Source organism: Alcaligenes phenolicus (assembly GCF_032063905.1).
Lineage (GTDB): Bacteria > Pseudomonadota > Gammaproteobacteria > Burkholderiales > Burkholderiaceae_B > Alcaligenes > Alcaligenes phenolicus.
Genome location: NZ_DAMBOE010000004.1, coordinates 1 through 14718 on the forward strand (window position 1 = coordinate 1; position 14718 = coordinate 14718).

At 55.5% G+C, this 14718-nt stretch carries 14 protein-coding genes; 5 read left to right on the top strand and 9 right to left on the bottom strand.

Annotated features, from left to right (window positions below; all coding sequences use genetic code 11):
• From U2949_RS09580 to U2949_RS09590, 3 genes are all read left to right on the top strand, one after another.
• Positions 1-187: hypothetical protein (locus U2949_RS09580; RefSeq protein WP_321287392.1), on the top strand; the 187-nt coding region annotated here is incomplete at its 5' end.
• 96 nt (positions 188-283) lie between these two features.
• Positions 284-898 (top strand): ABC transporter ATP-binding protein, encoded by a 615-nt coding sequence (locus tag U2949_RS09585; protein ID WP_321287394.1) that lies wholly within the window; start codon positions 284-286, stop codon positions 896-898.
• A gap of 200 nt (positions 899-1098) precedes the next feature.
• Positions 1099-2208, top strand: a complete 1110-nt coding sequence (locus U2949_RS09590) for a class II histone deacetylase (RefSeq protein WP_026482738.1) — start codon at positions 1099-1101, stop codon at positions 2206-2208.
• Between the two features lie 47 nt (positions 2209-2255).
• On the opposite strand, the gene U2949_RS09595 is transcribed toward U2949_RS09590, so the two are convergent.
• The 7 genes from U2949_RS09595 to U2949_RS09625 form a co-directional block, all read right to left on the bottom strand.
• Positions 2256-3191, bottom strand: coding sequence for a helix-turn-helix domain-containing protein (locus U2949_RS09595; RefSeq protein ID WP_257723089.1), 936 nt, complete (start codon positions 3189-3191; stop codon positions 2256-2258).
• A 232-nt stretch (positions 3192-3423) separates the two neighbouring features.
• The gene (locus U2949_RS09600) at positions 3424-4035 is read right to left on the bottom strand and encodes a superoxide dismutase (protein ID WP_321287395.1); all 612 of its coding nucleotides are present in this window, start codon (positions 4033-4035) and stop codon (positions 3424-3426) included.
• 53 nt (positions 4036-4088) lie between these two features.
• Positions 4089-4568: a hypothetical protein gene (locus U2949_RS09605; RefSeq protein WP_026482735.1), complete on the bottom strand. Its 480-nt coding sequence runs from the start codon at positions 4566-4568 to the stop codon at positions 4089-4091.
• Positions 4569-4871: 303 nt separating this feature from the next.
• On the bottom strand, positions 4872-6305 hold the full coding sequence (locus U2949_RS09610; RefSeq protein WP_026482734.1) for a hypothetical protein: 1434 nt from the start codon (positions 6303-6305) through the stop codon (positions 4872-4874).
• Positions 6306-6550: 245 nt separating this feature from the next.
• Positions 6551-8473, bottom strand: a complete 1923-nt coding sequence (locus tag U2949_RS09615; RefSeq protein WP_321287397.1) for a PIG-L family deacetylase — start codon at positions 8471-8473, stop codon at positions 6551-6553.
• A 166-nt stretch (positions 8474-8639) separates the two neighbouring features.
• A complete protein-coding gene (locus U2949_RS09620; protein ID WP_321287398.1) occupies positions 8640-9803 on the bottom strand; it encodes an NnrS family protein in 1164 nt (387 codons plus the stop codon).
• Positions 9804-9882: 79 nt separating this feature from the next.
• Positions 9883-10362: a MarR family winged helix-turn-helix transcriptional regulator gene (locus U2949_RS09625; protein ID WP_009454533.1), complete on the bottom strand. Its 480-nt coding sequence runs from the start codon at positions 10360-10362 to the stop codon at positions 9883-9885.
• A gap of 413 nt (positions 10363-10775) precedes the next feature.
• Here U2949_RS09625 and U2949_RS09630 point away from each other — a divergent pair, with 413 nt between their 5' ends.
• Positions 10776-11915, top strand: a complete 1140-nt coding sequence (locus tag U2949_RS09630) for an FAD-dependent monooxygenase (RefSeq protein ID WP_257723086.1) — start codon at positions 10776-10778, stop codon at positions 11913-11915.
• Positions 11916-12183: 268 nt separating this feature from the next.
• The gene (locus U2949_RS09635) at positions 12184-13500 is read left to right on the top strand and encodes an MFS transporter (protein WP_035274317.1); all 1317 of its coding nucleotides are present in this window, start codon (positions 12184-12186) and stop codon (positions 13498-13500) included.
• Positions 13501-13640: 140 nt separating this feature from the next.
• Here the strand turns inward: U2949_RS09635 and U2949_RS09640 are convergent, their stop codons facing one another.
• Both U2949_RS09640 and U2949_RS09645 read right to left on the bottom strand, forming a co-directional pair.
• Positions 13641-13910, bottom strand: a complete 270-nt coding sequence (locus U2949_RS09640) for a hypothetical protein (RefSeq protein WP_009454527.1) — start codon at positions 13908-13910, stop codon at positions 13641-13643.
• Positions 13907-14710: a YggS family pyridoxal phosphate-dependent enzyme gene (locus U2949_RS09645; RefSeq protein ID WP_026482729.1), complete on the bottom strand. Its 804-nt coding sequence runs from the start codon at positions 14708-14710 to the stop codon at positions 13907-13909. Before U2949_RS09645 ends, U2949_RS09640 begins: the two co-directional genes overlap by 4 nt.
• Positions 14711-14718 lie beyond the last annotated feature (8 nt).

The window sequence follows — 14718 nt, forward strand, 5'->3', positions numbered from 1 at the left end:
TTTGGCTTTGGCTTTGGCTTTGGCTTTGGCTTTGGCTTTGGCTTTGGCTTTGGCTCTGGCTGTAGACCCGCGCATGAACGCCTGGCAAGATTGTTCCCGACAAGGTTTTTGCTCCGTAGCTGTTGAACCCTGCATGGCCACGGCGCAGCAAGCAGTCCAAACATCAGCCCATAAAGACCTATACTAAGGCCTCTGTTCGGGGCAGTCCCGTACTTGTTTTTTATCCTGCCTCGTCAGAGCATCTTTTGTCTGTCCAGGCGCTTCTTTGGCAGTGATTTCCAGCATGCTACGCATAGACAATCTCAGTAAAAACTATGGCGACTACCCCGTTTTCAAGGGACTGACTCATACATTTCAGCCTGGCTGCGTGGCGCTCTGTGAAGAAGACAGCACTGGTAAATCCACCTTGCTGAACATCATTGCAGGCTTGCTCGAACCGGATACGGGGGAAGTGTGGATAGACGGGCACTCGCTGATGAAAACGCCCCGACAAGCCCGCGCTCGTATGGCTTATGTACCCGACAACTGCATGTTGTTTCCGTCCCAAACGGGCCGTGAACTGTTGGCGCAAATCGCCGCAGAAAAGAACACCCGCGTGGATGATAATGCGCTGGATTTCGCCTACCGATTAGGATTGGAGCCACACTTGGACAAGCGCTTTGAGCAGATGTCGACAGGAACGCGCCGCAAGGTTTTTCTGACGGCGGCGGCTTTGGGTGACCCGGCTGTGATACTTGCCGATGGCCCTGGCAATGGGCTGGATACGCAAGCTCGTGCTGCTTTGGCTGAGCAGTTCGAGATCTGGTCACAAGACCGTGTTGTGCTGTTCGCCAGCTACGATGCCGAGTTGCTTGAGGCTTGCGGAGCAGAAATAATCAATATTGCCGAGCTGGTTTAGACCTTGGGCAGTGCCCGCTATCTACAAGTTAATCAGCCTGAAGAAAGAGGCGGAGAACGCTTTGGAAAACAAGCGTCCTCTGCCTCTTTTGCCGTGAGTGTTTCCTGATCAGCCCATAAATTCGGCAATCCTACGGATTCTTTCAGTCGTCCAGATCCCTACTATGGTTCTGCCAAACAAACCAAAAGAAAGGAGACGACATGGCAACAGGATATATTTGGAACACTCTTTACGGCTGGGTAGATACAGGGACAGGCAGCCTTGCCTCGGCCAATCTGGGGGCCCGTTTACAGCCGATCAGCCACCACTTGGCCCACCCCGATACGAAGCGCCGCTTTCACGAGCTGGTTTGCGCCTCCGGGCAAATTGATCATCTGATCAGCATCCAGGCCAAGCCTGCGCGCGACAAGGATATTTTGCGTGTGCATACGGCGGAGCATCTGGAAAACATGAAGCGTGTCAGTGCCTTGCCAACCGGCGGTGACACGGGCGACGGCATCACCACCATGGGTAATGGCGGTCTTGAAATTGCCATGCTTTCTGCCGGTGGCGCCATTGAGATGGTCAAGAAAGTGGTCAGTCGTGAAGTCAGCAATGGCTATGCACTGGTGAACCCACCCGGCCACCATGCGCCCCGTGCTGGTGCGATGGGTTTTTGCATTTTCAATAACACTTCGGTAGCGGCGGCGTACGCTCGCGAAGAACTGGGCCTGGATCGTGTCGCGATTCTGGATTGGGACGTGCACCACGGTAATGGTACGCAGGATATCTGGTGGAATGACCCTTCGGTTCTGACCATTTCCCTGCATCAACATCTATGCTTTCCGGCCAATAGCGGTTTTACGACTGAGCGCGGCGAGGGTGAAGGCTTGGGCTACAACCTGAATATCCCATTGCCTCCCGGTGGTGGGAATGCCGCTTACCTCTATGCCATGGAAAAAGTGGTGTTGCCTGCGCTGCGGGCCTATAAACCGCAGCTGATTATCGTGGGCTCGGGCTTTGATGCTAGCATGATGGACCCGCTGGCACGCATGATGGTGACGGCTTCCGGTTTCCGTCAGATGGCGCGTCAAATCATCGACTGCGCCGAAGAGGTGTGTGAAGGTCGCATCGCTTTTGTGCAGGAAGGGGGGTACAGCCCGCACTACTTGCCATTTTGCGGTCAGGCTGTGATTGAGGAACTGACCGGTGTACGCACTTTGGCTGATCCTTATGCGGACTTCCTGGGCGGGATGGGCGGCGATACCCTACTGGATGCGGAACGTGCTTGCGTGGACGAAGCCGCAGGCTTGTTAAGCGGTCTACGCTAGTACGCCGTGATGTTCATGGCTTGAACCGCTACCCCGGAGTCTGCCGTTCAGTGGCAGAGTCCGGGCACGGCAGCCAGGATAGCGCCATGTGTATCCGGCACATACCAGTGATTCAGAGCCGCTTTAACAGCGGCTTCTGTGCGTCTGGTAATGCCCAGCTTGCGCAGCACGGACGTGACATGCGAATGCACAGTGCGTTCGCTTAAAAACAGACTAGCCGCAATTTCCCGGTCGGTATAGCCCGTTACCAGCCAGCCCAGTACTTGCATTTCCTTGGCACTGAGCGCGGCGGGCAAGGGAGCAGGGACCAGTCGAACCAGAACATCCCCCTTGGGAAAACGCTGTGCTTGCAGTCGATAGCTTCGTTTGCCTTCCAACCAGAACGCTTGCAAGGTCGAGGTCTCCTGGCCCATGAAGGACAAGGCTTTAGCCAGTGCGGGGCTGAATTGGGAGGCATTGGAGAGCATGTCTTCACGCATGATCAGGCCGCCTGCTTGGGGCACCAAATGCAAGACGATGCCGTTTTGCGCGACCATGTTCTGCATGGCCTCTTCCAGCAAGATTTTTGCGCCCAGCGCCAGCGTGCGGACGTGGCGATTGAAGCTGCCTGCCTGTTGGGAAGAAAAGTGAATCATCCCCAGATACGAATCCCCGCGCTGCAGTTCTACCGTCATGCCATCCTGAAATCCGCCACGCAGCAGAGCATCGGTATAGATAGCAGTGCTGCGAAAAGGAGGGTCCATGGTGTCCGAGCATTCGGAAATGGAGGGGGGCAGCAAATCGTGGGGTGAGGCTTGCGCCGTAAAACCCGGTGCGTAGATTTGCGGAAAGCCCGTCCCCAAGGCAGAGGCACAGTTCAGGTTATAGCCTTCACAATGCAATTCCAGATGCGTACGGCTTTGTGGTGCACAGCCCAGAAGCTGCACCGCATCGAAGTGAAACAGGGAACGTAGGGATTGGATACGATCGCAGAGACTCAACATGTGGGGGCCTGGGGATGTGTGTGATAAGGGCGCTAACAATCAACATAGCGTTTGGTGATGCACTGCGCAATTGGGCCAAACCCAGGCGTGGTTGCTGGACTGTGTAGGGATGTGCCCCTAAAGCAAAAACCCTCCGATAGTGGAGGGTTGCTTGGAAAGGCGACAAGCTACAGTGCTTGTTGCTACCTGTCTCCGAATAAGGCGACAGAGTTCGACGGGGCATAAAACCGCTTTATTTAACGGCTTCCAGGTATCTTCTCAGCACTTCGGGCCAATTAATCACATTGAAAAAGGCCGCAATGTATTCAGGCCGACGATTCTGATACTTCAGGTAGTAGGCGTGTTCCCACACGTCCAGGCCCAGTATGGGCGTGTTGCCGTGCATCAGCGGGCTGTCCTGATTGCCGGTGCTCTCAACCACCAGCTTCTTTTCCGGGGTGACACTGAGCCAAGCCCAGCCACTACCAAAACGTGAGATCGCCGCTTTGGTAAAGGCATCCTTGAATTTCTCGAAGCCACCCAGATCCCGGTCTATGGCATAAGCTAGATCGTTGGGAAGGGTGCTATCGGCATCGGGCGTCATGACGGTCCAGAACAAGCTGTGGTTGGCATGACCGCCACCATTGTTGCGCACGACATTGCGCAGGGATTCAGGCAAGGTATCCAGCCCGGCTACCAGCTCATCAATAGGCGGGTAGGGTAAATTGGCTGCTTCCAGTGCTGCATTCAGATTATTGATATAGGTCTGATGATGTTTGCTGTAGTGAATCTCCATGGTCTGGGTGTCGATATGCGGCTCCAGAGCATGGTAGGCATAAGGCAGGGCAGGTAAGGTGTAAGACAAAACGCACTCCTCGATAAACCCCAGGCCGGTGGCGCCTGGGGGACAGAATGAAACTAATGAGAAAAAGAGCGTTCCTGCGGGCTGACCGCACCTAAGAACAGGGCAGAGCAGGTAGGGACATGATGGGGGTACCGCCGCGCATAGCGGGCCAGTTCGGCATAAGTGCGGCGACTATGTTGCCAGGCGGCCATGCGCCAGTCGTCTGCCAGACGGGTATTGGCAGCGGCGCAGCACAAGGTTTCATGAGCTGTGCACAGGTGCAGACCCTGTTCGTCACTTTGACCCAGTTGCTCGCAGGCATCGGCCAGATTCAAGTGGGCTATGACCCAGGCGGCAATGGTGGCGTCGGCCCCTTCGCAAGCGCCAAACAGCAGTGGTTTCACATACGCACGAGCTTGCTGATAGTGCGTGATGGCATCGGTGTAGTTGTGGGATTGAAAGGCCTGGTTGCCCTGTGTGATCAAATTGCGCCAGGAGGCCAGTTCGTCGCGTTGGGTAAGAGCGTGTTGGGACTGTTGGGCGAGTGTCTGCATGCATTGCTCCTGATAAAAGGTAGCGCATCAATAATGAAATTAATGATAATGATTTGCATTTATATTATCAAGATAATCCCAAAAGCAAATCGTAAGCAGATCAAACGTCAGGCAAAAAAGGAAGGAGAGCACTTGTCAAAGCCAGTATCAGCGCGGCTTTGCGGGCAGGGTGAACGTGCTTAGGTGTATACCCTGTAGCGTGTAGGCCCTTGCTTCAGATCAAGGCCAGGATGGTCGCCAGGCAAGAAAAAAGGCTGAAAGCCCGGGAGCTTTCAGCCGTGATATCAGCTTGTCTGAATGGTCTTAACGACGTTTTACCGACAGCTCATATTCCATATCCTGGTCGTAACTACCCAAGGACATGGCTTTGACTTCGTATTCGCCCGCTTCCAGCTGGACTTCCAGACGTGCGTTCATGTCGCCGCCGCTATCATCGTCTTCAGCAACGGTTTGACCGTCTTTACGCAGCACCAGGTAGGTGTCGAAGATAGGCGAGGTCATGTCGATGACGTAGCTGCCAGGTTGACGTACGGTCAACTGGTAGCTGTCGCTGGTGATGCCTTGCAGCATCAGAGCCTGGCGAGGCTCACCCACTCGGATGGTTCCGCCGCCGGCATTGGCAGGGACTTCATCAGCCGAGGCGGACAGGGCAAACAGACCGGCCTGGTTGGAGCCAGAAATCTTCACCTGGTGTTCGCCTGCAGCCAGTACGCCGCGGACGCGTTGCTGGCCGGCTTCATCACCGTATTGGTTGGCACTGGTGGAGTCTACTTCCATCGTGGCCTGGAAGCCCTGGGCGTCCATTTGCACGGTGACCAGCTTGGGCTCGGATAAGGTGAAGCTGTAGGTTTGGGTTTCACCCGTGAACAGACCGGTTTTGCCATCACCGTCCAGAGTCAGACTGTCGCCATTTTTCAGCTCGATCTCGCCGGTCATTTCTTCGGGCTTGATCTCCAGCGAGAAGCCGCCCTGGAAGTTTTGTGCGCCCATGGCCGAGCTGGCCTGAACAATGTACTCACCGGCTTTCAGGTATACCTGCAAGCGTGCATCGGTACCGCCACCGCTGTCATCGTCCGAGGCCAATTCCATGCCGCGACGATCCATCAGCTTCAGATAGGCGTCCATGCTGTTTTGTTCGGCCTTCATGGCAATACTGTACAAGCCGTCTTTTTCGATATTCAGTCGGTAGCGCTTCTGGCCGCCCAGCGCCCAGTCATGAATGGTCTGGTCTTGGGTCAGCGGGTCACCCGTGTAGGCTTTCAGGGTATCGACCACGACCTGGAACGGACCGTAGGAACTGGTGTTGAAGCCGCTGACAACCACTTGGTAGGTGTCGTTGAAATCCGCCTTGAAGCCCAGTGTGGTGGCCTGGCCTTTGGTTTCGCTATCGGGGCAATCTTCGCAGCGCTGGGTACGAGTGACCAGTTCGCCGTTGCGCAGCACGCTGATTTGCGGGCGCAGGGGGCCGCTTACGCTGATCTTGATGATCTGGCCGGCTTCAGCCTTCACATCAAACAGGCTGCTGCGTACGCCATCGCTCAGGTTCAAGAAGCTCTTGCTGGTCAATTCGCCGGAGACGGATTGGCCCAATACCAGGGTTTGAGCAGCACCCATGCTGCTGGGGGCGCTGCTGACCGGGCCGCTGGCCGGTACGGGTACGTTTTTGGCGTAATAAATCGCGCCACCGGCGCCGATGACGACGCCCAACAGGGCTGCAAATAAGGTAGTTGGCTTCATGATCTCTGAAGAGTAGCTAAAAGAGTAAGGCACCGATAAGCCGGCGGCCGTTAGCGGGCGATTGTACTGGAGCTGAGAGAGCCAGCGCACACTGTTGCAACAAGATACTACGATATGGGCCTGGATTCCGGGTTTATGGCTGGGGCTTGGATCAATAACTGGATTCGTTTCCTGGTCCGGCTTCGTCTTGAAAGCCCGGCGCGTGCCTGCGTATTTTGTTACGTTTTAACCGGGTACTTCGCACCTCAAGGCTGCACATAGGCTTGGCTGATGAAGGCAGGGGCCTCGCTAAAGGACTGTCCGCCTCCTGGTGGCGGAGCCTGGGTCAGGGCTACTTGCACCCATTTGCCGTGACGGCGCTCCAATAATCGATAGCGCTGCTCGGGACCAATGGGGCGACTGGCCAGGTAAAGGGTGCCGTTCAGTCTGTACAGAACGGGCTGGGACGCGGATTGCTTGTCTACTTCCTGTTTCTGTCCTTGATCAAGCAGCACGATGGGACCACCCGGACTCTTTTGAATCGCCACCACAACCTGCTCTTTTTCGCCCAGGCTAAGAGCGGGCGTGCCTACGTAGTTCACCCCCAGATCTTGGGGATGAGACCAGCGTTGCTGGCTGTCTTGGCTCAGACGCTGCAAGTGCTGGCTCTGGCGATCGCGCATATACAGCTCAATCTGGTCGTGTGCATTCAGGATAGAAGCCAGTCCGCCGCTGATGGGAGGGACCGGAATCGCTTGCCAGGCCTGCCATGTCGAATCATTTTGCTGAGAGGTCTGGAAAAGCTGGCCTTGCAGATTGCTGGCAAAGACATGGGCGCGCCCCTGTTTATCCAGGCTTAGAGTGGCGGGGTAGGCGGCCTGTTCCAGTGCAGGGAGGGCTTTCCAGGCACTCCAGCCGTAATCAGGCTGACGGGCGGCGCTCCAGTAAAAACGGCCATCGGTGCCCATGGCCAAGGCCTGGCTGTCGCGGCGGCTGACCATCGGTGTGTGCAGTACGCGTGGACCGGGTATTTTTTGCCAGGCCAGCCAGTCGTCCTCATCCGGGGCACGGCTGAACCAGACTTGTCCGCTTGCATCGCGTGCAAACAGGCCGGGGCTACCGTCTGCATATTGGAACGCGCTCAAGGCATCCGCCGTGCGTCCGCCCAGGGTGGTCCAGCGCTGTTCTTGCACCTCCCATTGATTGATGGCGTCGTTTTGTTCACCCGAGACGAAAAAGCTGAGCCTGCCTTCCTTGTCACTTAACAGGCTGGCCGGATAGTCGGCACGGCTGGTGTAGTAACTACGTTGTACCCAGGCGGCGGCAGGACCAGCGGGTTCCTGGCACACAGCAGGGCCTTTGCAGGCGTGTTGATCGTGCCAGGCGTAGCGCCTGAAAATCTCGGTTTTGCTGTGAATTTCATTCAAGGTCAGATTGCGGGCCTGTTCTTGAATCGGGTAGTCCACATAGCCAATTTGCGCGTAATTGCCGGGGGCGGCCAGCATGGCTTCCCGAACCAGTCGGGCGCTGGCGATATGGTCCGGGTGCCCGTGTCCGCTACAACGCCAGCACAGCTGGGTGTAAGGCACGGGGTTGGTGTCATCCAGATAGCGAACGCTGGTAGGCCGATACAGCCGTATCAGGGCCGCCAGCGTTTGAACCAGCTGCTCGCGGTTCAGCGTCTGTTGAGGACTATCCAGTGTTTGTACGGTTTGGCCAGGTACGGATTCTGCACGGCTCAAGGGAGTCAGGCTTCCCCAGCCGGGGCCCAGCCAAGGGTCTTGCAGACGCAAATGACTAAGCTGAATGCCCGGCCTGGCTCGCAAGGTAAATTGCGCGATCGAGACACTGCCGACCATCAAGCGGGTTTGCTGCCATTCATTGACCAGCCCGGCCATATAGGCATAGGCGGCGCGCACACCTTGCTCGCGGCTGTACATATATTCCAGCCCGCCTTTGCGTTCACTGGCGGTCAGATAAAGAACCTGCATGCATCCACCTGCCTGGATATTGCTGGACAGGTCCGGGTTCATGAACAGCAGGTCGTCATCCATATGGCCCACAACGACCAGATCCCGGCTGCCATGACAAGTGTCGGCGGCCTGGATAGAAAACGGTAAGAGCAAAGCACACAGTCCGCCAAGCAGAATGTGTTTCAGGACAGGACCAGCCGAAAAGGCGAGAGACATGGGGATGAGAGCGCGGAATAAACAAGGATCAGAACGATCCGTCCCGCGTTGCTTGCAGAGGGTGCAAACAACGTGCCTGCTTAGTATAAGCAGGTACTGTCAGGCAGAAAATAAGGATAAACGGCGCCAGGGACTTTGTTTTTAAAGTGTGGCGCCGACGCTGCGATCAGTTCAATCTGGGGCGAATCAACATGGGGGCAAACTGATGCAGGTAATTGAGCATGGCCAGAATCCAGCATAGGCCAGCCGCATGCAGCAAGGGCAGGCTCCAACTGCTTGGGATCAGGGCCAGCAAGCGCAAGACGCAGGCGGCAATCAGGAAACCGTAACCCAGCACCACTTTGGGTGTGGCACGCAAGGGGCGGCCTAAATGACCCAGGGCAGTACGGGTCAGCATGCCAATAATCATCACGCTGAAACCTGCCAGACCCACAATATGCACCGGCCAGGCTGCGCGCAGAATCCAGCCTGCTTCATACGCCGCAGCACTTAATAGACCCAGCGCCAGACCGGCATAGCCCAGGTACAGAATCCACAGCAGCGGCGTATTGCGGCTGGCCCAGGGTTTCCAGCGTACCCACTGGAAGCAGGCGATCAAGCCCAAAGCAGCCAGAACCAGGGCTAATGGCAAACGCCAGGGGCTCAGCGACAAGGCAATGGCGATGGCACTCAAGCCCATTTGCCAATGGCCGCTACGAGTTTGAGCAGGCAGGCTCAGGCCCGGCAAGGCGCGCATCGCAAAGAAGGGGATGATGCGACGGGCAATCAGCAAGGTGATCAAGCCCATGGTCCAGAAGCCGCTGTAGAAGTAGGGCATGGGATCTTGCCCCTGCATCAGGCTGTACATGAACAGCGCATGGCTAAGACCCAAGGCCAGCATGGCTAGCGGAATACCGTAATTACGCTTGTTGCGGGCGATCAGAATGACGCGCCCCAGTTCCGCTGCGGCAATGGCAAAGAAGAGGGCATCGAGCAGCAATGCCGCCATCAGGCCATTGGGAAGTAGCAGGCTGAAACGCGCCAGAATCCAGATCAGACACAAAGCCCCTAAAGAGGGGCCACGCAAGGTAGGTTGCCCCGTCCAGGTGGCGCTGGCAGTCAGCAAAAATCCCACGGCAATGGTGCCGATAAAGGCCCAGAGCATTTCGTGGGCATGCCAGTACAGGGAAGGGATGGCCGTATTGGCCAGCCAGCCGGGCGTATAGAGCCAAAGCGCAATGCTGGCAGCGCCCCAAAGCGTAGCTAAAAGATAAAGGGGACGAAATCCCAGTTCCAGGAATGCGCGCCATTCTGGGCGGGTAGAGGCGGGGGAGGCAGTCAAAGGAGTCATGGCAGATCAGTTATAAGATGTATTTTAAATATATCTTAAAGGCCGAATAAAACATAGTCTCTTCAAGTGATGTTCAGCCTTATTCTTTGTCGCTCATATCCAGGGTGCTGTCTATCATTTTGCGCAGCAGATAGACGATGGCCACGCGTTCTGCGGGGTTCAGATTGCCCATGGTCAGTTCGCTGATGGTATGGGCACGAGGGATGACACGATCGAGCAGGTCCAGTCCTTCCTGGGTCAGCTCCACAATGACCTTGCGTCTGTCGTCCTTGTCCGGCGCCAGTTCAATCAGGTTACGTGATTTCAGGCGCTGAATAATACCCCGTATGGTGGCCTGGTCGACTGCAGTGGCTTCGACCAGCTCGGTTTGCGAGCTGGGCCCATGGTCGCGCAAAGCGCAGAGCGTCACGAACTGAATCGCAGTTAGTTGGCTATCGCCCACGTAATGCTGAAAGATGGCCGTATGCCGCTGGCCCGCCTTGCGCAGCAGGTGGCCGATTTGTTCGGTGACATCGTAGGACAAGGTTTGAGGCTCAGAAACGGGGGAGGTAGGCTGCATAGTCTTTCTGTCTTGTTGTGGAATGGGCAGGCCAGTTGCATAACAACTGGGCAAGTATACCTGTCCAGGGGCCTGTTCACGCCTGATCCAGATCAGTTCTTTTGCATTTAAAGTATCTGCTATTTCAGGGTATGCACCGCAATAAATGAGTCTACACACTGTTAAATCTGAAAATTAAATAAACTTGGTGCCTAGATATTCAAGGCTGGTTTTTGTTTTTGATTTTTCATTTAACTCATTGATATTGTTGTTTTAATGTATTGTTAAAAGTCGTCTTGCAAGCTATTTAAGTTCCCATTGGATAGGTATAAACCCTAGCTAAATCACCTGTTTTCATGCTTAAACTTAGTGTGTACACTACTAAAAAACATGTGGTGAGCACTTTTGATGAGTGCCGTGATTTGGAGCTAACGATGGAAAAAACAGTCAAGATTGCGATTGTAGGTGCCGGTCTTGGCGGAGCCGCTGCGGCGACTCTGTTGCAGCAAGCTGGCTTTGAGGTGGAAGTATTTGAACAGGCGCCAGAATTCTCGCGTTTGGGTGCCGGTATCCACGTGGGCCCCAACGTGATGAAGATTTTCCGCCGCATGGGTCTGGAAGAGGCGCTGGACGATATGGGTTCGCACCCTGATTTCTGGTTCAGTCGTGATGGCGAAACGGGCGACTACCTGTCCCGTATCCCTCTGGGTGAATTTGCCAAGAAAGAATACGGTGCGTCGTACATTACTGTGCACCGTGGCGATATGCACGCCTTGCAAATTGACAGCATCAAGCCGGGCACCGTGCACTTTGGCAAGCGTTTGCAAAACCTGGTGGACCGTGGTGATGACGTTTTGCTGGAATTTGCCGATGGCACCAGCGTGACGGCTGACATTGTGATTGGTGCCGATGGCATTCACTCCAAGATCCGCGAAACCCTGCTTGGCGTAGAAGACCCGATTTACAGCGGCTGGGTGGCACACCGTGCCCTGATCCGTGGCGAAAACCTGGCCCGCTTTGCCGACGAGTTCGAGGACTGTGTGAAATGGTGGACAGAAGACCGTCACATGATGGTGTACTACACCACCGGCAAGCGCGATGAATACTATTTTGTGACTGGTGTGCCACATCCCGCCTGGGATTTCCAGGGCGCTTACGTAGACAGCTCGCAAGAAGAGATGCTGGCCGCATTTGAAGGCTATCATTCCACGGTTCAGAACCTGATCAAATCGACTGAGAGCATTACCAAGTGGCCATTGCGTAACCGTAATCCGCTGCCTTTGTGGAGCCGTGGTCGCCTGGTCATGTTGGGCGATGCATGTCACCCCATGAAGCCACACATGGCTCAAGGTGCTTGCATGGCTATTGAAGATGCCGCCATGTTGACGCGCTGCTTGCAAGAGACCGGCTTGTCGGATTTCCGCACGGCTTTCGATCTGTACGAGCTCAACCGCAAAGAGCGTGCGACTCGTGTTCAGTCTGTCTCCAACGCCAACACCTTCTTGCGTACGCAAGAAGATCCGGCCTGGGTTTACGGCTACGACCTGTACGGTCAGGACCTGAAGTCCAGCTAAGCAGTGCACGGCGCTGAACCCGGGAGCGATCCGGGCTCAGCGCATCAATCTGATCGGGTCCCGCTGTGTCTGGCCTGCCTTTATAGATAGAGCAGGCATGTCCAGTCGGGAGTCACCGTTGATACATCATTCTTCATCTGTAAACGGTCTGCAGCCCAATGGGGGGAATGCGGACGCGTTCAGGGCCCTGCTGTGTTCTGTCAGGCGCTGTTCTTAGGCAGTTTTCTGGTTCACCAGGCATACCAATAATTATCTGGAGATATACAAGGTGCATTCATCCATCCAAAGTCCCACGGCTGTGCCTGCAGGTCGGGACGGAAACGGAGATCTCTATAAGAAGATCGTCTGGCGTCTGATCCCCTTTCTGTGCTTTTGTTATTTGGCTGCTTATCTGGACCGCATCAACGTGGGTTTTGCCAAGCTGCAGATGCTCGATCATTTGCAGTGGAGTGAAACGGCCTACGGTCTGGGTGCAGGCCTGTTCTTTCTGGGCTACATCCTGTTTGAAGTGCCCAGCAACCTGATCCTGGAACGTGTGGGTGCCAAGCTGTGGATTGCCCGCATCATGATTACCTGGGGCATCTTGTCTGGCCTGACCATGTTTGTCACCACACCCACGCAGTTCTACATCCTGCGTTTCGTGCTGGGTGCGGCAGAGGCCGGCTTCCTGCCAGGTGTCTTGTATTACCTTACCCTGTGGTTCCCCACGTACCGACGCGGCAAGATCATTGCCCTGTTCATGATTGGCCTGCCTTTGTCCAGCGTGATTGGTGGTCCTTTGTCCGGCTGGATTATTGGTCACTTTGATCACATGAACGGTTGGCGTGGTTGGCAGTGGCTGTTCCTTCTGGAGGCGATTCCTAGCGTGCTGCTTGGTTTCCTGACTTTCTGGGCCTTGCCAAACAACTATCAGTCTGCGAAATGGCTGAGTAATGATGAAAAATCTCGTCTGGCCGCTGACCTGGCTGCCGACGATGCCGAAGGCAAGGGCGTCAAGCACAGCTTTAAAGATGGTTTCTTCAACCTGAAAGTGTGGATGCTGGGCGGGATCGACTTCTCCATTCTATTGGGCACCTACTCCATCAGTTTCTGGATGCCGTCCTTTATCCGTGCGGCGGGTGTGCAGGATCCTTTCCAGATTGGCCTGATGACGGCGATTCCATCGATAGCCGGTGTGGTGGGCATGCTGATGATTGGTGCGAGCTCGGACCGCTGCCGTGAACGCCGTTGGCACTTGATCGTGCCGCTGACCATCGGTGCAATTGCGCTGGTTGCCAGTACCTTTGTGGCGCATCACGCCTGGTTGACCGTTCTGGCCTTCACCGTGGCTTCGGCTGTGATTATGGGTGCGGTACCTGTGTTCTTCAGCTTGCCAGCAACCTTCCTGAAAGGCACCGCTGCGGCAACCGGTTTTGCTCTGGCTTGCTCGCTGGCCAATATCGCCGGTCTGGTCAGCAACTCCTTGATTGGTTGGGTTACCGACCTGACAGGTTCGGGCAGCGCCGCTCTGTGGCTGTTTGCCGGTAGCTTGATGGTGAGCTGCTTGCTGGCTTTCGCCTTGCCAGCCAAACAGGTGAACCGCTAAGTTGCTGTTTGCTCCTGTCGTCTGAAACACAAAAACATACCCGGCTAACAACCGGGTATGTTTTTTTATGGTTGCGGCGTCTTGGGTACGCCGCTTTGCCGAACCGCGGTGTCAGGCTTGTGACCGAACACCAATCAGGTTCAGGCAGTAACTTTGCTGCCCTGTTGCAACCAGGCTTGCAAATCAACAGTTTCGTACAAAACCTGTGCGCTTAGAACACGTATGCCGTGCGGGCCGCTATCCAGAATGCGGTGCTCACCTTTGGCTTGTTGCAGTTCCAGTTCGCTGTCAGGCAGCGTCATCAGGTGGCGGGCCACGGTAAACAGCTGCTCGGGTGGGCAGCAGGGGCTGGACTCAAAGTGTCCGATTTCTTTACCGTTTTGGCGGATGATCAGGCGTAGTGGATTCATGATGTTGTTGCCGTATCGGAGACGGGCCAGTAAAAGTTATTGGGCGTGGCGCGTGCACCAAAAATGGCTTGTCCAACGCGCACAATCGTGGAGCCTTCGGAAATAGCGACTTCATAGTCACCCGACATACCCATGGACAGCTCACGGATGTTTTCCGCGTGGGCAATGTCATTGCGCAATTGATCGCGCAAATTGCGCAGCAGGGCAAAACAAGGCCGTACCCGTTCCGGGTCAGCGTCCATCAAGGCCAAGGTCATCAGGCCTTTGACTTTCAAAGCAGAAAACTGTGGTAATTCGCGCACAAAAGCATGGACTTCTTCCGGTGGTAAACCGAACTTGCTGTCCTCGTTGGAGGTGTTTACCTGCACGAAAACGTCCAGACTGCGGCCTTCAATTTGCAAGCGACGGTCCAGGGCTTCTGCGGTCTTGAGCTTGTCCAGTGCATGAAATTCAGAAGCAAAGCGTGCAACGGACTTGGCTTTATTGCTTTGCAGGTGTCCAATAACAGCCCATTCCAAATCTGGCAGTTCTTCGCGCAGGGCTTCGTACTTGCCTTCGGCCTCTTGCACCTTGTTTTCGCCCAGCAATCGGCAACCAGCCTGGTAAGCCAGGCGGATGCGGTCAATCCCGAAGGTTTTGCTGACGGTGAGCAAACGTACATCGCCAGCGGCACGCCCGTAGCGCAGGCAGGCGGCATCAATTCGTTGTTGTACCAGGGCAATGCGTTCCCGAAATGCCTCTACACTGGTGGAGGTGGGATAATGCTCGGTGTGAAGTAGATCAGGGGCGGATTCGGACATGGCGCACC

What these genes read in the sequence shown, in the direction of transcription:
- U2949_RS09585 (WP_321287394.1), top strand. Translation starts at nt 284, where the DNA reads ATGCTACGCATAGACAATCTCAGTAAAAACTATGGCGACTACCCCGTT.
- U2949_RS09590 (WP_026482738.1), top strand. Translation starts at nt 1,099, where the DNA reads ATGGCAACAGGATATATTTGGAACACTCTTTACGGCTGGGTAGATACA.
- U2949_RS09595 (WP_257723089.1), bottom strand. Translation starts at nt 3,191, where the DNA reads ATGTTGAGTCTCTGCGATCGTATCCAATCCCTACGTTCCCTGTTTCAC.
- U2949_RS09605 (WP_026482735.1), bottom strand. Translation starts at nt 4,568, where the DNA reads ATGCAGACACTCGCCCAACAGTCCCAACACGCTCTTACCCAACGCGAC.
- U2949_RS09610 (WP_026482734.1), bottom strand. Translation starts at nt 6,305, where the DNA reads ATGAAGCCAACTACCTTATTTGCAGCCCTGTTGGGCGTCGTCATCGGC.
- U2949_RS09615 (WP_321287397.1), bottom strand. Translation starts at nt 8,473, where the DNA reads ATGTCTCTCGCCTTTTCGGCTGGTCCTGTCCTGAAACACATTCTGCTT.
- U2949_RS09620 (WP_321287398.1), bottom strand. Translation starts at nt 9,803, where the DNA reads ATGACTCCTTTGACTGCCTCCCCCGCCTCTACCCGCCCAGAATGGCGC.
- U2949_RS09625 (WP_009454533.1), bottom strand. Translation starts at nt 10,362, where the DNA reads ATGCAGCCTACCTCCCCCGTTTCTGAGCCTCAAACCTTGTCCTACGAT.
- U2949_RS09630 (WP_257723086.1), top strand. Translation starts at nt 10,776, where the DNA reads ATGGAAAAAACAGTCAAGATTGCGATTGTAGGTGCCGGTCTTGGCGGA.
- U2949_RS09640 (WP_009454527.1), bottom strand. Translation starts at nt 13,910, where the DNA reads ATGAATCCACTACGCCTGATCATCCGCCAAAACGGTAAAGAAATCGGA.
- U2949_RS09645 (WP_026482729.1), bottom strand. Translation starts at nt 14,710, where the DNA reads ATGTCCGAATCCGCCCCTGATCTACTTCACACCGAGCATTATCCCACC.